Here is an 18791-nt window from a genome sequence, read left to right as displayed (position 1 = left end):
TTCTTTATCATTCTACCATATATTTCCTATTCTTTTACAAATTATACAAGTCGCCGATACAAAGCATCCAGCATTCTGTAGATAAGTTGTACAAAGTATCCATACCAGGCTTCTGTATCATTACAAAGCAGATAGAGAATACCCAGTGTGATTGTGAGCACAATGACAGAAGTCCACGGTATTGCATCCCCCATCAGTCCGCTGATCAGCATAATCCCCATGAGAACAAGATACAAGGCCACAAATTTCTGTATTATCACAGCTGCCAGATGCAGGATGGCAAAGAAACCAAAGCTGCATAATCTGATACAATTAGCTGCAGCAAATACGATTACAAACAGGAGCTTTCGTATGCCGTGTAGTGCTGAAATATCATATATCCCCGACCCTGCTTTGTCCATTGCCTCCCCATGCATATGAACATGCGTTTCTTCCCGCTGTACATAGTCACCATAATAATGATATTCTGTATTCTCATTGTGATTATGATTCCCTTGATTGAACTGCATATTGTCCTCTCCTTAAAATGACAGGTCTTCTGTATCTTTATTCATAATGGACATGACAGCAGGCAATTCCACACTTGCAATTACCACATCGCTTAGAATAAACATGATTCTAATTTCCGTTTGCTTTTCAAACCAATCATAAATGCGTCCTGCACTTTTACAGCCTCTTGCGACGGTTCTCACACTGTTCGCGACATAGCCAAACGTCACACCGGCATCTGATATTACGCGAATGGCTTCATCGTCCTCTTCGTTATCAATATCCTTTTCAATCAATAACCTCTGTCCCACGCGAAACACCTCATTGCCAAAGTAATAGCGTAATCCAACAATTGTTATGTAGGTCATAAAAATCTCCTTCTTTCTTTACAATTACATTATAAGATAAGGATTGTATAAAATTATAAACAGTGACGATAAACATTTCATGTTACAATATAGAAAAGATGATATACGGGAAAACAGAGCATAACATCCAAAAGGTGCATATTTATACCTTTCTGTTATAGCTACATGGGAGGGATGGTTATATGGAAGATAGTAGAATGAGTGCCATAGCGATACTATATATATTGAAAGAGTATTCGGATGAGGCACATCCTTTATCCAGTAATGCTTGTATTCCATTACTGGAGCAGGTATATGATATTAAAATCAATCGCGGAACGCTTTCTGCATATATCAAACAGCTGCGTAATTTTGGAATCGACATCCAGACAACCAATCGGGGCTATTATCTGATTGACCGGGATTTGGAAAAGAGTGAGGTACACGTTTTGTGTAATCTGATTCATTCCTCACATTTCATATGCGACAGCTCCAGCTTTCAGCTCATCGACAAGCTGCTGAAGACGCAGAGCAGATATCATCGTAAAGATTTTAAAAACGCCGTATATATTCAGAACTCACGAAAAACGAAAAACCGGCAGCTGTTTCTGAATGTGGATATCCTCTTGGAAGCAATACAGGAGAATAAAATGATCCAGATGTACTATCTGACCTACAATCTGAAGAAGGAGCTGATACGAAAAAGAGAGAAACCGTATTTTCTGCATCCGTATTATATTGTTGAGGAAAACGGAAATCTGTATCTGATTTGTAAAACAGATAAGCATGATGATTTTACGCATTATCGCATTGACCGTATGCAGGATATCAGAAAATTGGATACATCCGCAGATGCACTTCGTAATTCCTTTGATCCTTACGCATATTCCAAAACCAAAATGTATATGTATTCAGGGGAGCCCGTAGCGGTTTTCCTTCGCTGTCATAAAATGATACTGAATGATGTCATTGATCAGTTTGGACAGGAAATCATATTGCAGGAAACAAAGGGTTCCGATTATTTCATCGCACGTATTTATTCTACGGAAACCGGTATTATGTACTATGCCATGCAATATGCTTTATATTGCGAAATACTGGAGCCCAGCGAGTTGCGAGAGCGTGTAAGAAATAATTTAAGGAAAGCACTCTCTGTTTATGAAAAAGATAAAGCATAGATAGATAACGATATATCAAAACTATTATTCAGCATAGTGCAGATGACAAATAGCAATATAATAAAGAACCATAAGTAAGGCTTCTTACTCAATTGCAGGTAAATTTAACAGAGAGAATTCAACCCTATTGAATTATCAATAGAAGTTGAATTTTCTCTATTATGAACACCCTAAAGCAAGAAAGACCTAAATAAGTAGCTCACGCATTGCATGATAGTGCCTGATAATGAATTTATATCAGCTGGCTGTTCAAATCATAAAAAAATAGCGAACTAAAAAACTTGTCACAAACGTGTACATTCCCATTTGCGACAAGTCTTTTTTAATTTTCATATGATCGTTCTCTCCCATTGATCGTTTATTCTTTTAAGGCTTCCTTATCATTTATTTTATCGAGTGGAGGTTTCTTTTTATAAGATGCAATAATTCTGGTGCTATAGCGGCGTTCTATTGAGGCGTTACCCGATTTACTAAATCTGAGTAGTTTTTTTGTCTTGGATTGATAAGACTTTGTTAGACTGAGTTTATAGCCTTTTCTGGCTGCATATGCAAAATACTGCTTCATAAAATAACTGAGCTTGGATAAATTCGCACCGCATACCTTTTCGAGATAAGGCACCTGTCCCTTCCTTCAATGTGTCAAATATTTCTCTTCCAGCCATCCCATTAGTATGAGGGAGTCCTCAACTGTTGCATAGCCTCTCTGATACAGCTGCCTTTCAATAACAGCGGCAGTTTTCTTTTCAATCTGCTGTCTGTTCAATAGTCAAATCCTCCATATTTCCCACGACAAGCCGCAATTCAAAGCCCTCTTTTCCATCATGTGCCTCTGCTGACTGAATTAAGGTTTTGTTTTCCTTGAAATATTTGTTTTTTCTATGCCGAAAGAATTCAACGATATCCAGGGCATCCAGCTCCAGCCGTGCCAATTCTGTTTGCAGGGCATCTTTACCGATTTGAGCCATATTCCATCCTAAGGATGCTAATTTGATTAATGCGACAAATTCTTGAAAGCTCAGATTATTCGCGTTTCCCATCGGGGCGATAAAGTCATGCATAAGCTCCGAAAAATTGTCATGCTCTATACGTTCCGGTAAAGGATTATATGTTATATCCTGATCATTGATATAGGCACCTTTTACATTTCTATGCCGCACAATAGATTCATAGAAATCTTCCGCTTCTTCCAGCGTAGCATTCTGCTTTATAAGGATTTCCGCAACAGAATCCAAAATAAACTCATTTCGATATTGAAAAAATGACCCTTTCCAGCGATGCTCAGGTAATACATTCCGTACATCATCAAGAAGATACATACCAATCGCTTTCATCCGATACAGGTTGTCCTTATCTTCATCATACAGTTCTATATAGTCCGGTGTAACATCTATAATACGATATTCTCCATAGTGTTCTTCCTTCCAGCCTCTCAGTATACTGCTATCACTTTCATTCCACTTTCTGCTGTCGAAAAACTCCTTTAGACATTGTGGATGGGAGCCGATATAGGCTAATGCCTGGTTCATTTTTTGATGCTTATTCGGTTCCTGCATGAGCAATACACTGTATACATGGTTTTTATAAACAAACTTCAAATATTCCTCTCGAAGCTTTATCAGCTTTTTTGCGTCTTTCTTATGTAAATAATTCATAATATACCCCTGGTATAACCACAGCTTACACTTCACAGTAAGCTTGTCATACGCCTTTCCTCCTTATATCATTATTTTAACATAAAGCATAGCTGTGTAGGGACTCTTCATCTATAGTCTCGTTCAAAGTCTTGCCTCTATGCCTTTTTTCGATTCCGCAGTTTTTTAATAAACAGATACAAACCCAGAATAAGAACAGCTGTCGCAGCCATTCCTATCAACAGACTGCCTTCCTTTTTATTTTCTTCATATGCCTCCTCATAAGCTTCTTTCGCGGCTGGATAAAAAGCAGTATCCTTCACAGCATCCAGAAAATCAAGATTCTGATCCTCACCTTCTTCTCCGTCCTTTTTTCCATTGTCTTTTGCAAGCTGAAGCAATTGCTTTTTTTCTTTTTCATAGCTCTTGACGGATGTATCATATGCTTCCTTATAGATTGCTTTAAATTTCTTCAAGTTATAATCCTCTACATCGGATATCTTTTTGTCATTGTATACATATTCATAGGCATTGTACTCTGCCGTATCCTGCAGAACTGTTTTCACTTTCTGTTCCGCATCATCATAGGCTGTTTTATAATATTCTATATATTCATTTTTTATAATTTTGGATGGGAGTTTCTTCAACTGATACGCTTCCTTTTCCAAAGCATCTTTCTTTCCGTTTGTTTCTGCCAGTGAGGATGAATTGTTCATAAGCTCGGTTTCTGCTTTTTCAAAGGATTTATTAAAGGCTGTTTTGTAGGCTTTTTGAGAGTAGGTATAGGTTACATCTTCCAGTGTTTTGTCCGGATTCTTCATTTTGAACGAATATCCATCCGCAGCCCCTTCTTTTGCATAATCAATTTTCGGCTGTGCCGGAACTTTAACCTTTGGTTTTGCCTCCTGAACAGGTTGCGGTGTACTTGGAGATGGTGTTGAGGATCCACTCGTTGATGGTGCGGATGTTCCACCTGAGGAACTCGTACCTCCACCATTGTGACAGTGATATTCGCCATAAGCCAATCCCCATTTCTCACAATTTGTCCGGCATGTATGACAGCCATTACTGTCGGTTCTTCCCGGATGTGCCTGAATGGAAGTAGACGTTGGTAATACAAGAAGTAATGCGAATGTTGCGAATGCTAATAATTTTCTCATTTTTTCACCCTCCTAGACTATGAGTAAATTACAAACCTCTTCCCTCCTTCCCTATGTTTTAATTATAACGCTTACATTCAAACTTTTGTAATTTTTTTAAATCAATAGGAATACAATTACTCGACTGTATACTGGCTTTATTGTGAAATTGGGTTATCCTGATAATTTCTTATGCTAAAGCAAGCTGGTTTCAGATATAAATGGGATGACATAGCTATTAGGATAAGCTTTCATATCAAAATTTCATGGATATGATGATACTATGATACTGCGGTTTACTTAGGTATGACGGATGTTGGATATGCAGCCCTGACAAAGAATATCATTATGGCGTTTACGAAAAGAGCAATGGCGGTCATGCTGGAGAATAACATTGACCGCATGAAAATCAGTACCCAAGATGTAGATCTGGTGCTGTAGGCGGTGGCTCAGTGATTGTGCCAAAGCAGTTGTCTTGTTGCAGGCAGGAGGCGAAGCCAGAGCATTTTGGAGTAGCAAATGTAATTGGTGCTGCCATTTCAAAGGTAAGTGGTACATGAGAGCAGCAGGTTTCAGATGATGAGGTGCCTTGTGAGGAAGCAATTGAAAAGGCGAAGGCGGCTGATTTGGCTGTTACGGCTGGAGCGGTTCGTGATACTGTGCAGTATCGATATGATAATGAACCATTGGCGTATTATTCAAAAAACAAGCAGGCTGAAGATAAGGGCTGCTGGTGATTTGAAAAGTGAATAGTGAAAAGAGCTGTTACTAAGAAGTAAAATTCTAGTGACAGCTCTTTTCAAGCATCCTACTACATCCTCATAGAATCTATCATAAAGTAAACTGCATAGAAAGCTATTATCTCGATGGAATTTCACTATAAGTGAAAGCTAGGCTATTTGATTACTTCTATAATGGAAGTAAGGAGATAACATGAATGTACTGTTAACATAATAAAATGAAAGAAAATTATTTTGAGGAATATAATCGGATTGCATCAAAAATAAAAGTATTGCGTACTGCTAAGCATTTAACACAAGAGCAGTTGAGTGAACTGTCAGGTTTAAGTATAAGCTATATCAGTAAGATTGAAGCGCCTAATTGTAATAAAAGCTTCTCTCTTGATGCATTATTCATACTTGCCGAGGTGCTTGCCTCCAGGAAACTCCCAGAGTCCAGCAAATTCACCTTTCAATCGCTGAGCTATCAGATAAAAGTCATCCTTCTTTATGATTGCGGCTACGACTTCTATTTTTTTCATACTACATCACCTGTATGTATCATATCAAATCAAGTATAGGATTACAATCTTCTTATACATCTGTAATATTTGTACTTAAGCTTAAATAATGCTAAAATGATAAAGAAATAAAGGAAGGGACGATATGACGATACAAACTATTAACGATTATAAAAATAAATTTATCATTTCAAATTACTCATTTTTTACTGATATCTTCACCAAGCCCATCTGGGGTGATATGGGCGAGGATACCGCCTCCATCACATTGACAGTGATGGAAAACACTTGGCACCTGCACTTCATCCGCACCCAAAGCGGTGAGCCATATCCATTAAGCAACACCGTATGCAATGTAATTGATGAATACGAAAAGGATTTAACCAATGAAGAAGTATTTGAATTCTTAGCGCATCACAATATCCTGAAGGAATTTGAGGACGCTGTATCAAAGCTTTAAGATGTCTTACATCTATACATATACAAAAAATACGAATCCAATATGATAAAGACTGCCTGTCAAAGAAATATTATTCTTCTTCAAACAGACAGTCCTTTTTCATTTCAAAACACTACCTAATCCAGCTCCAGTCCCCCGGTATATAACTGATAATATGTTCCCCTCTCCTTCATCAGCTTCTCATGATTTCCACGCTCAATGATCTTCCCCTGATCCATCACCATAATCACATCGGAATTTCTGATTGTGGAAAGTCGATGCGCAATGACAAACACCGTTCTTCCCTCCATCAGCTTATCCATACCATCCTGCACAATTTTCTCGGTACGGGAATCAATCGAGCTTGTCGCCTCATCCAGAATAAGAACCGGTGAATTCGCAAGTGCCGCTCTGGCAATTGACAACAGCTGCCGCTGCCCCTGAGAAAGAGAAGCCCCATCTCCGCTGATCACCGTATCATAGCCATGCTCCAGATGTCGTATAAAGCCATGTGCATTTGCAAGCTTTGCCGCCGCAATCACTTCCACATCCGTAGCATCCGCCTTACCATATCGAATATTATCCCGTATTGTTCCGGTAAACAGATGCGTATCCTGCAAAACAATGCCCAAAGACCTTCTCAGATCATCCTTCTTGATCAGCTTGATATCAATGCCATCATACGTGATCGTCCCCTTTTGTATATCATAGAATCGGTTGATCAAATTGGTAATTGTGGTTTTTCCTGCACCTGTAGCACCGACAAATGCCACCTTCTGACCACGCTCAGCATACAGCTTGATGTTATACAGAATCTGCTTATTCTCATGATAGCCAAAATCCACATCATCAAAAATGATATTTCCAACCAGAGGAACATACTGCACAGCACCATCTCCTCGCGGATGCCGCCATGCCCATTTTCCTGTCGGCACCTCACTCTCAATCAGCTCACCGTCAACCTCCTGCACATGTGCAAGCGTCACCAGGCCATCATCCGCCTCCAGGCCTTCATCCATCAATGCAAAGATGCGCGAAGCACCTGCGGATGCCATAATAACGGAATTTAACTGCTGGGATATCTGCGTAATCGGCATAGTAAAGGATCGATTCAACTGCAGGAAGGATGCCAGAGCACCTAATGTCAGACCACCGATACCGTTGATAGCGATCAGACCACCGAGCAATGCCGTCAATACATAGGATATATTCCCCAGATTTCCCATAACCGGCATCAGGATATTTGCAAACTTATTCGCCTGATAAGCACTGTCAAACAGCTGCTCATTCACCTGATCAAAGCCATCCTTTGTTTCCTGTTCATGCGTGAACACCTTAATGACCTTCTGCCCGCTCATCATCTCTTCAATATAGCCGTTCACAACACCGAGATCACTCTGCTGCCGCTTGAAATAAACAGCACTCTGCCCTGCGATTTTAGACATTGCCGTCTTCATGACGATTACCATAACCACGACAATGACCGTCAGATAAAGACTCAGCACACACATGGAAAGAAAGACACTCACGACAGTAATCGCGCTCGACAGCAGCTGTGGAATACTTTGTGAAATTACCTGCCGCAGTGTATCCGTATCATTCGTATATACCGACATGATATCGCCATGATGATGCGTATCGAAATAGCGGATGGGCAGCTTTTCCATATGTGCAAATAAATCATCACGAATCCGTTTCATCGTCCCCTGTGCCACATTGATCAAAATTCTGGCATACAGATACGTGGAAGCAATACCGCATACATAAATGGCAGCCATGGCACACAGCGCCTGAAACAGAGGTCCGAAATCCGCCGGTCCGTTGGATGCCAGAATCGGTGCGATATAATCATCAATCAGACTTTTCAGAAACAGGGAGCTTGCCACTGTTGCCAGAGAACTGATGATAATGAAAATCAACACAAAGAAACAGGAAACCCTGTAATTGCGAATAACATAAGCGCACAGCCGCGTCAGCACCTGTAGAGAATCCCTGTCCGCTTTTACCTTGTTTTTCTTAATCTGCATTCTCATCGCCTCCTTTCACCTGCGTACGATAAACCTCCTGATAGATTTCATTTGTTTTTAACAGCTCCGCATGAGTTCCAATACCGTTGATTTTTCCATCATCCAGCACCACAATTCTGTCCGCATCCTCAATAGAGGAGATACGCTGGGATATGATCAGCTTCGTGATATCCGGAATATCCTCGCGAAACGCCTTTCGTATCAGATAATCCGTCCGCGTATCCACCGCGCTTGTGGAATCATCCAGAATCAGAATCTTCGGGTTTTTCAGTAAGGCTCTGGCAATACAAAGACGCTGCTTCTGACCGCCGGATACATTGCTTCCACCCTGTTCTATATGCGTATCATAGCCATCCGGAAACCGCTGGATAAATTCATCCGCCTGGGCAAGCCTGCATGCCTGCAGCATTTCCTCATCACTCGCATTGGGATTTCCCCAGCGCAGATTATCCTTGATCGTACCGCCGAACAGCACGTTATTCTGTAATACCATGGATACCTGATTCCGCAGTACATCCAAATCATATTCCTTTACATCCACACCGCCAACATACAGACTTCCCTTTGTCACATCATACAGTCGGGGAATCAGCTGCACAAGAGAGGACTTCCCGCTTCCCGTACCTCCAAGTATTCCAATCGTTTCTCCTGAGCGGATATGCAAAGCAATATCCTCCAGTGAATCTGCCTCCTGATCCGCACTGTATGCAAAGCTGACATGGTGAAAATCAATGGAACCGTCCTTCACCTCGGTAACAGCCTTTTCCGGTGAAACGATATCACTCTTTTCATCCAGTACCTCATCAATTCGCTGAACGGAGGCAAAGCTCATGGACAGCATGACAAAGATCATAGACAGCATCATCAGTGACATGAGGATATTCGTCGTATAGGTCATCATACTCATCAGCTCACCGGTTGTCATAGAACCACCGACAATCATTCTTGCCCCCAGCCAGGAAATCGCCAGGATACAGGCATACATGGACAGCTGCATTGCCGGAGAATTAAAAATCAGAATATTCTCCGCCTTTTTGAACATGCGGTAAATATTATAGGATGCCTTGTTAAATTTTGAAATCTCATAATCTTCCTTTACATATGCCTTTACGACACGCATATTCGTAATATTTTCCTGTACACTTGCATTTAAATCATCATACCTGTTGAATACCTGCAGAAAAATCGGATGGGCAAATTTCATAATAAAAATCAGAACGATTCCCAAAAAGGCGATCGCATACAGAAATACCATGGACAGCTCGGCATTGATCACAAATGTCATTGCCATAGCACAAACCAGTGTCAATGGAGCACGCACACACATCCGCAGCACCATCTGATAGGCATTCTGTATATTCGTCACATCCGTCATCAGGCGAGTCACCAGACCGGCTGTAGAAAATTTATCGATATTATGAAACGAGAAATCCTGAATATTGTAGAACATTGCTCTGCGCAGATTCTTGGCAAAGCCTGCCGATGCATAAGCTGCATATTTCCCCGACATCGCCCCGCAGAACAAGGAGCCGAAGGCTGCCACAATCATAATGAGGCCATATTTTGTCACTTCCGTCATATCGCCCTGACTCACACCCTTATCAATGATAAAGGACATCAGAAACGGCAGTGAAATTTCCAGTACAACTTCTCCCACCATGAAGATCGGAGCGAGAAAGGAGGCTTTCCTGTATTCTTTTACTTCCTGTAAAATCCGTTTAATCATATTGTCATCTCCTTTTCGATAGCATGCTATGTATTTTGCGAAAAGAAAAGCATCAGCTCTTCTGCCCAAGCATTTTCAGCAGGCAGCTCTGCATACATGCGATTTCCTCATCATTCAGTGCCGTCACCAGCTCCTCTTCATTCTCCTTGAATTTCTCTCTGAGAATCTTGTCCAGCTCCAGCGCCTGTTCACTGACCACGATATTTTTCACCCTCGCATCCTTTGTGCTTGCGACACGATGGATCAGTCCCTTATGCTCCAGACGATTCAGAATACCGGTTACAGATGGATTGGATATATCCATTGCATCCTCGATGTCCTTTTGATGTACCTGCTCTCCGCGTTCATGAGCCTTAAACAGGTAAATCAGCGTGAAGGTCTGGGAAGCCGTCAAATCAAATTCCGCAAATATGGTATTCAATCTGGCCTGATTCATTAGAAACACCTGTTTTATGAGATATCCGATATGCATATCTGCCATGCTTTCACCTCGCACTTTATCAGCTAATATATAGCACGCTATGAATCATACACCAGCTTTTCTTCCCTGTCAAATATTTTCCATTCTTCCTTTTTTCCGTTATGCTTCCTTATATATATGATATATCCCGACTTTTTTCCATCCTTACGGGTAGATGACTGCCCCATACAGCCAACACACCTGTTATCAAAAAAAGAATACATCCTGAATTCACTAGGATGCATTCCCGAAAAATTTTCGATTTTGTTGTACTGCGATGCTGTCCGGCTTGTATCTGCCTGCGATATCGTTGTAATGCATGGACGCCTGTCGGTCATGCAGCTGCCAGTAACAGACACAGAGCTGAATTGCCGGAAGATAACCATAGCAGTCAACACGAACAAAGGCACCGCTTTTATCATCACGTGTACGATGCAATGCTGTTTCATACCAGAACACCGCTTCCTTCCAGCGCTTTTCATCAAAGAAGTATTTTCCGATATCACAGCAAAGCTCCGCCCTTGGTGCATCATATCGAAAGCTCTGCAGATAGGCCTGCAGCTCCTCATCCTTTTGCTGCAGCGCACTGTGACAGTAGCCCATCATTTCACACGCATCAATGTTGTTTTCCACCCATCCCTGCTTTCCGTCCAAAAAGGCTTCAAACACCTGCAAAGCATCATGGTAACGTGCGTGATAGTACAGCTCCCTTGCGTAATAGAACTGTTCTCTTGCGTCCAGCTGCTTCCCCTGTGCCAGTAGCTTTTCAAAAATGCGAAGGTTACGGTCCGGATCATTGATATGCAGCTTCTGATGTGTAATCGCAATGTCCTCATACTGTACCATTCCTGTTAATGGTATCACCTCATGAATGACACCGGACCAGCGATGCTGCATACGCCGGTTCATCAAGCGCTCCCGATAATAGGAAAAGGTAGGATTTCCCTTATCGTCAAACGCTGTATGATATTTCATCATTACGATGGAAACCTCCGGCTGCAGTCGCTGCTTCAGCTCCACGAGCTGTTCCTGATCCTCCTGCAATATCACATCATCCGCATCCAGCCACATGATAAAGTCCTGTGTTGCCTTGGAAAAGGAATAGTTACGCGCCTTGGAAAAATCATCGCACCATGCAAAATCATATAGTTTATCCGTGAAGCCGGCCGCAATTTCCTTTGTCTTATCTGTACTTCCGGTATCCACAACAATAATTTCATCCGCAAAGGAGGTTACACAGGCAAGACAGCGTGCCAGAACCTCCTCTTCGTTTTTGACAATCATGCAAACACTGATTCCCGCCATACATCGACCCCTTTCCCTATCCGAAGCTGCTTATCAGTTAATCTGATAAACAATCAGATAGGCATTGACTGTATTGTTAAAGCTGCATACGTTGACTCCCTGGGAAGTATCACTGACCATGCGCAGACTATCTCCTTCACCTAACTCGACAATACAACTGCCCTGCACAAAGCTTCCTTCACACAGCATCGGTAATCTGGATTCTTCAATAATCATGGAACTGTTCAGCTCCAGAGCAACAGCATCCCCCTCACATGGCTGTGAAGCGAGCAGACAGCCGAACTGCACCACATAGGTTCCGGCATGTCCTACAATGACACTTTGATAGTCCTCAGAAATTGTAAATCCGCTTTGAATGGTGCCTACATCAAATACAAAGGCATCCTGTGCACAGAACTGCTTATCTGTAAAGGACTGAAGACTGACGGAAGCAAATTGTACAAGGGGCGCAGATTCTCCGGCTGGTCCGGTTGCCCCCTGCGGTCCCTGTGGCCCCTGGGCTCCGGTTGCCCCTCTGGCGCCGGTTGCGCCACGCTCACCCGGCATTCCCTGAGGACCCGTTGATCCGGTAGGACCCTGAACGCCTGCTACTCCCTGTGGGCCGGTATTTCCCTGAGGACCACGTAAGCCCTGCAGGCCTTCTCTTCCCTGAGGACCCTGCAGACCTCTTGGTCCCTGCGGACCCCTTGGACCTCTTGGACCCATGGGACCGGTAGGTCCGATACCCGGATACGGGCGTGGCGGACGCGGCGGTCGGTTGCAGTCACAGCCGCAGTCACAAGCTGAACCGCCATCACTATTGCAGTTGTAATATTCCTGTGCAAAGCCCTGCTCATCCTCTGCAGAGCGGTTATCGTCAAAATCCCGGTCGCATCTGCAGCCACAGTCCTGCCCGGCTTTTGGCTCATCAAATCCACGGTAGGAATCGTAGTCGTCATATTCGCAGTTATCGTCATATCTGTTTCGATACATAGCTATTCCCCTTTCAAGAGCTTTTCTTTCCTTACTCACTTCACTATATGCGCAACCGGGCATTTGTGTTAGTGAAAATGCACACACTTAGGCGATATTCCCAAAACATGACAGTGATGCTTTGGCAATTTCGTAGCCGTGCTGTAAAATAGCATCATAATCAGATGCTGATACCTTCTCCAGTGTTGTCTTATAATCGGCAACCCGCTGTACCTCAGCCTCCTTCATACTGCTGCGAACCCATGCATCCCTTTGTTCCTCTGGCAACGCACAATGCTGCATGATCTCCTTTACTGTTGTACCGATTTTCAGATAGACACCATTGTGATATCTGCGGAAGAAGTCAATAACCTCCTGAGAACGTAAGGATTCCACCTGATCCATATTGATATCCAGCAGGCGTTTGAGATTTTCAATGGAAAAGGAATACTTTCTTGTTTTATGCTCGATATTGCCGGATGCATTGGAGACAATCAGATAGTTGATATTCCTGTGCAGACCGCCATCCTGCTCAGTGGTGAAAAGCGGGTCAAGCCCCATATTATCATAGACACCGCCATCCCACAGATGCAGTACACGATCCCTCGGCCGGACTGTGATCGTTCCGGTAGCATCCGTCCAGATATACTTGTCTGTTTTCAGCTTGTAGGGGCCGATGAGTACCGGAAATCCGGCACTTGCCGCAACAGCATGCGACAATGCAAAAGACGGATGCATGACATAGCTGGAATCCCGTTCCCCCATTCTTGCACTGGAAAAGCGAAAGTCCTTACCAGATTCATAAGCTGTTGTGTTGATGGTCCATGCCGGACAGCTTGCAATATCCTGCAGACAGCCCTTCACTGCCCAGCGCTGTTCCATCACCTTCGCCAGAAGATTGACCTTTTTATCCCAGTAATAGGGCTGCAAAAACAGACGAAGCAACGCATGCCACTGAATATCCTTCTGTGTGATACACTTCTTAACAGCAGGCAATACCCGTTCCAGAAACTGTGTATCGCTCGGCCATTGATTGGCATTGCAGGCGTAGATCAGCCCCATACAGATACTGGCACCGGATACTGTTGAAATATGGGAAACCCTGCCCATAAGCCCCTGTTGGGCAAGATATCTCAGTACGCCAAGATGATAAATCGCTGCGCGCATACCACCGCCGGACAATGCCAGTCCGATATGCAATTGTTCTTTTTTCAAAATTTCACCCTTACTAACGTATGCAAAAAAGACGGCTGCAGTACCGCCTGTTTTCGTATGAAGAGATGGATGCTTATGTAATCATCAATATTTCATGCATCCATTATGAAACGCAGTTTAACTTTATCCGTTAAAGCAGTATCTGACTCTGCAGCTTTGCACTGACATGACTGCAAGAACCAGCATACTCTTTTGAAGCCCGTTAAAGGGCGGATGATCAGGAGCTGCGCAGTGCTTCCTGAATAACGTACAGTGCCCTATCCTCATCCTTTTTATGCACGTAGAGATAATACATGACATCCTGATGTCTTGAATTTTGGGCAATAGCCGGACCTCCATGATGAACTGCCGAAAAATTTTTTGTTTTCAATGTGTAGACGATTCCTGCACCTTGTAAAGCATAACGCGCTTTCGCAAGCCGTTCCATATCATTTGTCAGCATAACTTCTTTTCGATTCCATATAGCAAGCATAGCATACCGCCTCCAATCCTCTTTCCTTCATTATATCCTCTTTTCCCGCCTATGTATATATAAAGGTAATCATAGCTACCGCCGATATTCCTCACCAAAGCTATCTATATCAAAATAAACGCTTCTTTTCCTGTTCGGAACGCAAAAAAGAGATTCCCTGCTCTGCTGCTTTTTCAACAGAACATGGAATCTCCGTTTATCCTTTTGTTGATCATCATCAACGCCTGTATGCGATCATACCTTATGAGTTTATGATGTAACTGCTTAGATATCCATGTATTTCTGTGCAGCAGTTACTATGGCCATTTTAAAGACCTCTTCCGCATTACATCCGCGGGACAAATCGTTGATTGGTGCATTCAGACCCTGCAGAATCGGTCCGATTGCTTCATATCCGCCCAGACGGGATGCAATTTTATAGCCGATGTTTCCTGCATCAATATTCGGGAAAATGAATGTATTGATATTTCCTGCAACCTTGGAGTCCGGTGCTTTCAACTTAGCAACCTCCGGAGCAACCGCACAGTCAAACTGTACTTCACCTTCGACTGCGAAATCCAGAGGCATACGCTTTAAGCGGGTAGCCGCTTCATTTACCTTCGCAACGCTGGCACCCTTTGCGGAGCCCAGTGTGGAGTAGGACAGCAATCCGACTCTTGGCTCAATGCCGAACTGACGTACGGTATGAGCAGTCTGCAGAGTGATTTCAACCAGATCATCTGCACTTGGGTCGATATTGATGGAGCAGTCTCCCATAACCAGATTTTCTTCGCCATCCTTCATCAGAATAAAGCAGCTGGAAACGATAGAGTTTCCAGGTCTTGTCTTAATCAGCTGTAATGCAGGACGTACGGTATCTGCTGTTGAGTATGTAGCACCACCTAGCAGACCATCCGCACAACCAAGCTTTACATACATGGTACCAAAGAAGTTTCTGTGCAGACATGCTTCTCTTGCCTGTGCTTCATCCAGCTTACCCTTACGCAGCTCGATCACCTTTGTAACCATCATATCCATGTTCTTGTATTCGATTGGATCCAGTGTTTCAATGCCTTCGATATCCCATCCGTTTGCTGCTGCAGAACCGGCTATTTCGGCACGGTTTCCCAGCAGAACAGGTACTACGATATTTTCCTTATGCAGACGGATTGCTGCTTCCAGAATACGCGGGTCGGAGCCTTCCGTAAATACGATACGTGTTCCCTTCCCCTTGATTTTTTCAATTAATGTATTGATCATAAAAAATCCTCACTTTCCTTGCCATATTTTATTATACACCGACACTTTGCATAAAAAAAGGAAATTTTCACAAATCAATGATTTCACAAGTGAAAATGCAGGATAACAGGTATTCCGGCATTATTTACATATATACAGTGCTTTTTTTCCGATATCTATGAAAGCCTCCTGAATTTATCTGCACATGAAATTACACCTCTTCGTTTGTTTAAAAAAGCTTTTTTCACAATGTCGTTCATTCTCCATAAACAAATTCAATGTTCCGTTTGCCGTTCAGATACCGTCAGTGCTTCATCCATACAGTTCTGAAAAAAACACTTGTATTTTCTTTCCTGCTGCTCTATAATCTACCCATAAGCAGAGTAGGTCAGGAAGCGTTAAGTACCATCTGAACGGGGAGTTGTCAGACGGGCGAAAAGTTTATCTTGCGGTTTCCTGGTCGCATCCCGCTGTTGCATGAGAAAACTTTTCATATCTCTTTTCTATATGCAATATCGGAAAGGAGGTATTTTTTTATGAACTTTGCGAAAGAAATCGCCGGGCTTCCCGGTTTGATGAAAACTAGCGCAGAACAGCTGCGCAAGGTTCCCGCACTTACCGGAACCGCCATGCTGACCGCATTGAATGTCGTTGTCGGCACACTGTTCATCCCCATAACACCAACGCTTCGTATTGGATTTTCCAGTATTCCGGCTGCTGTATGCGGCATGTATTACGGGCCGATCTGTACGGGCTTTGCCGGTGTCATTGCAGATACGCTGAAATATATCATTCGACCTGATGGTCCCTACTTCCCGGGGTTTGCTGTCAACGAATTTTTAACCGGAATGATATATGGCTGCTTCTTTTATAAGAAAAAAATCACCCTTCCCAGAGTGATCATTGCCAGAGCCTGCATCACTGTATTTATCAATCTGATTCTGACATCTCTATGGCTGAACATGATGTACCAGAGTCCGCTCTTTACCATGGTGCGGCTGATTAAAAATGTGGTGATGTTTCCTGTGGATGTAGCATTGCTGTATGCAGCGCTCAAGGGCGCAGAAAGAGTACACAGAACATAGCCTTGCAATATTGAAAAACTACGTTTTGAATGGTAACGTAGTTTTTTTATACTATCCCTTTAAACATTCATATGAACTGTATTTCTCTAATTCAAGTCTGAAAAAACGAAATGCAGGCACATGATAGAAATGGGTTTTATCCCAGTTTCCTATCTTTTACTGTCTGTATTTTATCCCTGGATATATGGCAATATCCGCCTGGATTTTTTTTGAGATATTCCTGATGATACTCCTCCGCAGAACAGAAGCTCGTCAATGGCTTCATTTCTACAACAATCGGTTCCTCATAACATTTTGCCAGCTCCTGCAGGGAAGCCTCGATAACCGGCTGATCTGCTTCATCCACATAGTAAATACCTGTTCGATATTGTTCCCCGATATCATTTCCCTGACGATGATAGCTGGTTGGATCAATGACATCATAGTATAAGGATAACAGGAAGCGCAGTGTAATCACGAGTGCATCATATTGAATATGCAGGGCTTCTGCATACCCGGTAGTACCGCTGCAAACCATTTCGTAGGTTGGGTTTTCCACATGTCCGTTCGCATAGCCGACCTCTGTTGCCACGATACCTTGCAGCTGTTCAAAATATGCCTGCATTCCCCAGAAGCAGCCGCCTGCCAGATAGATTTCTTTCATTTTCACACCTCCGATACAGCTTTGTGAAAGCTCAATTCATATGCGCAGTCACACGCATTCCTGCAGATAGGATAATAATTATAGTTTATCATATTCCAGCCGCATTCATTAAAAAAGTTAAAACAGCAGGTCACTTGAAAACAATCCGTGCATAAAGTATATGGCTATTTTAAAATAAGATGACAGCACTGCTCATTCAAAAACCTGTTCACAGCCGCCTTTGTGGGTATGGATGTCTGTCCTCCCAGAGTCTGCACAGAAATCGCACTGGTTGCGGAAGCAATTATCAATGCATCCTGCAGCGGATAGCTCTTATGAATACAGTATGTAAACGCGCCATGGAAGATATCGCCCGCTCCGGTCGTATCCACTGCCGATACGTTGAAGGCCTCTATATGGTGTATCCCCTGCGTATCCTCATACAATAATCCCTGATCTCCCAGAGTTACAACGATATGTCCCGCATTCAGTGCATGCAGGGCATCAAAGGTCTGTCTCCAGCTGTTTTCATCCTGTATGGACACCTCGATATTGCTGAACTGTCTTGCATAATCCTGAGAACAGACGAGATAGGTCACCTTTTGGGCAAGTACGCTTGTTTCCTCGTGAAAGGTTCCGGCATCCATTATACTGTCAATATCCGGATAACGGCTGAGTGCCTCCAATGACGCCTGCAGCTCATGACCGTCCAGTAAGAGAATTTCTGCCTGCTCTGGGTAATGGAACTCCAGCTTTCGCTGTATACCGGGACAGTTGAATATGGTACGATACCCGTTAAAGGAATTGGCGATAATAGCACTTACCGGTGTTGAAAAGCTTTCATCCTCCATAAGGTATGCTGTATCAACCCCTGCTTCCTTTAAAACTCTTCGGATTTCCGCACCGTAGAAATCTTTGCCACATCTGGAAATCAATACGGTTTCTGCATTCCATAGGGCACATAAATATGCCGCATTTGCCGCCGGTGCGCCAATACAGGAGAATGGCTCCATAATCCGATATTTCTGATTTTCTATCAATGGCTCCTGTATGGGAAATGTTAAATCATAGGCACACTGACCAATACATATGATACTCATCGCTGTATCCTCCTTCTAACGATACCTCATTGTAATGCTATAACCATGATATCATAATCATGCCGCTTTACAAGTACAGCGGGTTGAATTGCCATTCATCTTTATGAGGAAAAAGGTATTTCCCTGATAAGATTTATCATTTGAAAA

The 18791-nt window shown here is 42.9% G+C and carries 22 protein-coding genes, 1 pseudogene and 1 riboswitch; of the genes and pseudogenes, 6 read left to right on the top strand and 17 right to left on the bottom strand.

Annotated elements, in window-relative coordinates; all coding sequences use genetic code 11:
* Positions 1 to 41: 41 nt before the first annotated feature.
* Together KSZ58_RS01905 and KSZ58_RS01900 are read right to left on the bottom strand one after the other, a co-directional pair.
* On the bottom strand, positions 42 to 509 hold the full coding sequence (locus tag KSZ58_RS01905) for a hypothetical protein (RefSeq protein WP_161129119.1): 468 nt from the start codon (positions 507 to 509) through the stop codon (positions 42 to 44).
* A gap of 12 nt (positions 510 to 521) precedes the next feature.
* Positions 522 to 857, bottom strand: coding sequence for an HIRAN domain-containing protein (locus KSZ58_RS01900; protein ID WP_008818395.1), 336 nt, complete (start codon positions 855 to 857; stop codon positions 522 to 524).
* 182 nt (positions 858 to 1039) lie between these two features.
* On the opposite strand from KSZ58_RS01900, the gene KSZ58_RS01895 reads away from it, so the two are divergent.
* Entirely contained in the window at positions 1040 to 2014 is a 975-nt protein-coding gene (locus KSZ58_RS01895; RefSeq protein WP_008818394.1) for a YafY family protein, read from the top strand.
* A gap of 358 nt (positions 2015 to 2372) precedes the next feature.
* On the opposite strand, the gene KSZ58_RS22455 is transcribed toward KSZ58_RS01895, so the two are convergent.
* The 4 genes from KSZ58_RS22455 to KSZ58_RS01880 all read right to left on the bottom strand — a co-directional run bounded on the left by KSZ58_RS22455 (position 2373) and on the right by KSZ58_RS01880 (position 4805).
* Positions 2373 to 2579, bottom strand: coding sequence for a hypothetical protein (locus tag KSZ58_RS22455; protein WP_247230520.1), 207 nt, complete (start codon positions 2577 to 2579; stop codon positions 2373 to 2375).
* 66 nt (positions 2580 to 2645) lie between these two features.
* The gene (locus KSZ58_RS23100) at positions 2646 to 2777 is read right to left on the bottom strand and encodes a hypothetical protein (RefSeq protein WP_009588658.1); all 132 of its coding nucleotides are present in this window, start codon (positions 2775 to 2777) and stop codon (positions 2646 to 2648) included.
* A complete protein-coding gene (locus tag KSZ58_RS01885) occupies positions 2758 to 3666 on the bottom strand; it encodes a hypothetical protein (protein ID WP_009270284.1) in 909 nt (302 codons plus the stop codon). The genes KSZ58_RS23100 and KSZ58_RS01885 overlap by 20 nt, the downstream gene beginning before the upstream one ends.
* 137 nt (positions 3667 to 3803) lie before the next feature.
* Positions 3804 to 4805 (bottom strand): YHYH domain-containing protein, encoded by a 1002-nt coding sequence (locus tag KSZ58_RS01880; RefSeq protein ID WP_008818391.1) that lies wholly within the window; start codon positions 4803 to 4805, stop codon positions 3804 to 3806.
* A gap of 285 nt (positions 4806 to 5090) precedes the next feature.
* On the opposite strand from KSZ58_RS01880, the gene KSZ58_RS23095 reads away from it, so the two are divergent.
* From KSZ58_RS23095 to KSZ58_RS01870, 3 genes and pseudogenes are all read left to right on the top strand, one after another.
* Positions 5091 to 5225 carry a hypothetical protein gene (locus KSZ58_RS23095; RefSeq protein WP_257318540.1) on the top strand — a complete coding sequence of 45 codons (135 nt, stop codon included), beginning with the start codon at positions 5091 to 5093 and terminating at the stop codon, positions 5223 to 5225.
* Between the two features lie 143 nt (positions 5226 to 5368).
* Complete coding sequence (locus KSZ58_RS01875; protein WP_157132708.1) at positions 5369 to 5521, top strand: hypothetical protein; 153 nt, start codon at positions 5369 to 5371, stop codon at positions 5519 to 5521.
* Positions 5522 to 5742: 221 nt separating this feature from the next.
* Positions 5743 to 5877, top strand: a pseudogene (locus tag KSZ58_RS01870) (helix-turn-helix domain-containing protein); the annotation flags it as partial.
* A 36-nt stretch (positions 5878 to 5913) separates the two neighbouring features.
* Here the strand turns inward: KSZ58_RS01870 and KSZ58_RS01865 are convergent.
* Positions 5914 to 6045, bottom strand: coding sequence for a hypothetical protein (locus KSZ58_RS01865; protein WP_009270283.1), 132 nt, complete (start codon positions 6043 to 6045; stop codon positions 5914 to 5916).
* Between the two features lie 124 nt (positions 6046 to 6169).
* Here KSZ58_RS01865 and KSZ58_RS01860 point away from each other — a divergent pair, with 124 nt between their 5' ends.
* A complete protein-coding gene (locus KSZ58_RS01860; protein WP_009270282.1) occupies positions 6170 to 6484 on the top strand; it encodes a hypothetical protein in 315 nt (104 codons plus the stop codon).
* A gap of 116 nt (positions 6485 to 6600) precedes the next feature.
* On the opposite strand, the gene KSZ58_RS01855 is transcribed toward KSZ58_RS01860, so the two are convergent.
* The 8 genes from KSZ58_RS01855 to pta all read right to left on the bottom strand — a co-directional run bounded on the left by KSZ58_RS01855 (position 6601) and on the right by pta (position 15858).
* On the bottom strand, positions 6601 to 8490 hold the full coding sequence (locus KSZ58_RS01855; RefSeq protein WP_217752591.1) for an ABC transporter ATP-binding protein: 1890 nt from the start codon (positions 8488 to 8490) through the stop codon (positions 6601 to 6603).
* The gene (locus KSZ58_RS01850; RefSeq protein ID WP_009270280.1) at positions 8480 to 10216 is read right to left on the bottom strand and encodes an ABC transporter ATP-binding protein; all 1737 of its coding nucleotides are present in this window, start codon (positions 10214 to 10216) and stop codon (positions 8480 to 8482) included. The genes KSZ58_RS01855 and KSZ58_RS01850 overlap by 11 nt, the downstream gene beginning before the upstream one ends.
* A gap of 52 nt (positions 10217 to 10268) precedes the next feature.
* Complete coding sequence (locus tag KSZ58_RS01845) at positions 10269 to 10697, bottom strand: MarR family winged helix-turn-helix transcriptional regulator (RefSeq protein ID WP_002607144.1); 429 nt, start codon at positions 10695 to 10697, stop codon at positions 10269 to 10271.
* Positions 10698 to 10910: 213 nt separating this feature from the next.
* Positions 10911 to 11981, bottom strand: a complete 1071-nt coding sequence (locus tag KSZ58_RS01840; RefSeq protein ID WP_008818386.1) for a glycosyltransferase — start codon at positions 11979 to 11981, stop codon at positions 10911 to 10913.
* 33 nt (positions 11982 to 12014) lie between these two features.
* Positions 12015 to 12953, bottom strand: a complete 939-nt coding sequence (locus KSZ58_RS23090; RefSeq protein ID WP_008818385.1) for a collagen-like protein — start codon at positions 12951 to 12953, stop codon at positions 12015 to 12017.
* Positions 12954 to 13040: 87 nt separating this feature from the next.
* Positions 13041 to 14147, bottom strand: coding sequence for a patatin-like phospholipase family protein (locus KSZ58_RS01830; RefSeq protein ID WP_065530534.1), 1107 nt, complete (start codon positions 14145 to 14147; stop codon positions 13041 to 13043).
* Between the two features lie 217 nt (positions 14148 to 14364).
* The gene (locus tag KSZ58_RS01825) at positions 14365 to 14619 is read right to left on the bottom strand and encodes a hypothetical protein (RefSeq protein WP_002607140.1); all 255 of its coding nucleotides are present in this window, start codon (positions 14617 to 14619) and stop codon (positions 14365 to 14367) included.
* Between the two features lie 264 nt (positions 14620 to 14883).
* The gene (gene pta / locus KSZ58_RS01820; protein ID WP_002607139.1) at positions 14884 to 15858 is read right to left on the bottom strand and encodes a phosphate acetyltransferase; all 975 of its coding nucleotides are present in this window, start codon (positions 15856 to 15858) and stop codon (positions 14884 to 14886) included.
* Positions 15859 to 16214: 356 nt separating this feature from the next.
* A riboswitch (THF riboswitch) is annotated at positions 16215 to 16312 on the top strand.
* A gap of 61 nt (positions 16313 to 16373) precedes the next feature.
* On the opposite strand from pta, the gene KSZ58_RS01815 reads away from it, so the two are divergent.
* Positions 16374 to 16922 carry a folate family ECF transporter S component gene (locus KSZ58_RS01815; protein ID WP_009588662.1) on the top strand — a complete coding sequence of 183 codons (549 nt, stop codon included), beginning with the start codon at positions 16374 to 16376 and terminating at the stop codon, positions 16920 to 16922.
* A gap of 136 nt (positions 16923 to 17058) precedes the next feature.
* On the opposite strand, the gene msrA is transcribed toward KSZ58_RS01815, so the two are convergent.
* Positions 17059 to 17565 carry a peptide-methionine (S)-S-oxide reductase MsrA gene (gene msrA / locus KSZ58_RS01810; protein WP_009588120.1) on the bottom strand — a complete coding sequence of 169 codons (507 nt, stop codon included), beginning with the start codon at positions 17563 to 17565 and terminating at the stop codon, positions 17059 to 17061.
* Positions 17566 to 17729: 164 nt separating this feature from the next.
* Positions 17730 to 18644: a carbohydrate kinase family protein gene (locus KSZ58_RS01805; RefSeq protein WP_008818381.1), complete on the bottom strand. Its 915-nt coding sequence runs from the start codon at positions 18642 to 18644 to the stop codon at positions 17730 to 17732.
* Positions 18645 to 18791 lie beyond the last annotated feature (147 nt).

The organism is Erysipelatoclostridium sp. DFI.2.3 (genome assembly GCF_019132535.1).
Taxonomy (GTDB): domain Bacteria; phylum Bacillota_I; class Bacilli_A; order Erysipelotrichales; family Erysipelotrichaceae; genus Clostridium_AQ; species Clostridium_AQ innocuum.
This window is presented reverse-complemented; position numbering and strand designations above follow the sequence as displayed.

Excerpts from the sequence above, each read along its gene's own strand:
- KSZ58_RS01905 (WP_161129119.1), bottom strand. The coding sequence starts at position 509 with ATGCAGTTCAATCAAGGGAATCATAATCACAATGAGAATACAGAATAT.
- KSZ58_RS01900 (WP_008818395.1), bottom strand. The coding sequence starts at position 857 with ATGACCTACATAACAATTGTTGGATTACGCTATTACTTTGGCAATGAG.
- KSZ58_RS01895 (WP_008818394.1), top strand. The coding sequence starts at position 1,040 with ATGGAAGATAGTAGAATGAGTGCCATAGCGATACTATATATATTGAAA.
- KSZ58_RS22455 (WP_247230520.1), bottom strand. The coding sequence starts at position 2,579 with ATGAAGCAGTATTTTGCATATGCAGCCAGAAAAGGCTATAAACTCAGT.
- KSZ58_RS01885 (WP_009270284.1), bottom strand. The coding sequence starts at position 3,666 with ATGAATTATTTACATAAGAAAGACGCAAAAAAGCTGATAAAGCTTCGA.
- KSZ58_RS01880 (WP_008818391.1), bottom strand. The coding sequence starts at position 4,805 with ATGAGAAAATTATTAGCATTCGCAACATTCGCATTACTTCTTGTATTA.
- KSZ58_RS23095 (WP_257318540.1), top strand. The coding sequence starts at position 5,091 with ATGACGGATGTTGGATATGCAGCCCTGACAAAGAATATCATTATGGCG.
- KSZ58_RS01865 (WP_009270283.1), bottom strand. The coding sequence starts at position 6,045 with ATGAAAAAAATAGAAGTCGTAGCCGCAATCATAAAGAAGGATGACTTT.
- KSZ58_RS01860 (WP_009270282.1), top strand. The coding sequence starts at position 6,170 with ATGACGATACAAACTATTAACGATTATAAAAATAAATTTATCATTTCA.
- KSZ58_RS01855 (WP_217752591.1), bottom strand. The coding sequence starts at position 8,490 with ATGCAGATTAAGAAAAACAAGGTAAAAGCGGACAGGGATTCTCTACAG.
- KSZ58_RS01850 (WP_009270280.1), bottom strand. The coding sequence starts at position 10,216 with ATGATTAAACGGATTTTACAGGAAGTAAAAGAATACAGGAAAGCCTCC.
- KSZ58_RS01845 (WP_002607144.1), bottom strand. The coding sequence starts at position 10,697 with ATGGCAGATATGCATATCGGATATCTCATAAAACAGGTGTTTCTAATG.
- KSZ58_RS01840 (WP_008818386.1), bottom strand. The coding sequence starts at position 11,981 with ATGGCGGGAATCAGTGTTTGCATGATTGTCAAAAACGAAGAGGAGGTT.
- KSZ58_RS23090 (WP_008818385.1), bottom strand. The coding sequence starts at position 12,953 with ATGTATCGAAACAGATATGACGATAACTGCGAATATGACGACTACGAT.
- KSZ58_RS01825 (WP_002607140.1), bottom strand. The coding sequence starts at position 14,619 with ATGCTTGCTATATGGAATCGAAAAGAAGTTATGCTGACAAATGATATG.
- pta (WP_002607139.1), bottom strand. The coding sequence starts at position 15,858 with ATGATCAATACATTAATTGAAAAAATCAAGGGGAAGGGAACACGTATC.
- KSZ58_RS01815 (WP_009588662.1), top strand. The coding sequence starts at position 16,374 with ATGAACTTTGCGAAAGAAATCGCCGGGCTTCCCGGTTTGATGAAAACT.
- msrA (WP_009588120.1), bottom strand. The coding sequence starts at position 17,565 with ATGAAAGAAATCTATCTGGCAGGCGGCTGCTTCTGGGGAATGCAGGCA.
- KSZ58_RS01805 (WP_008818381.1), bottom strand. The coding sequence starts at position 18,644 with ATGAGTATCATATGTATTGGTCAGTGTGCCTATGATTTAACATTTCCC.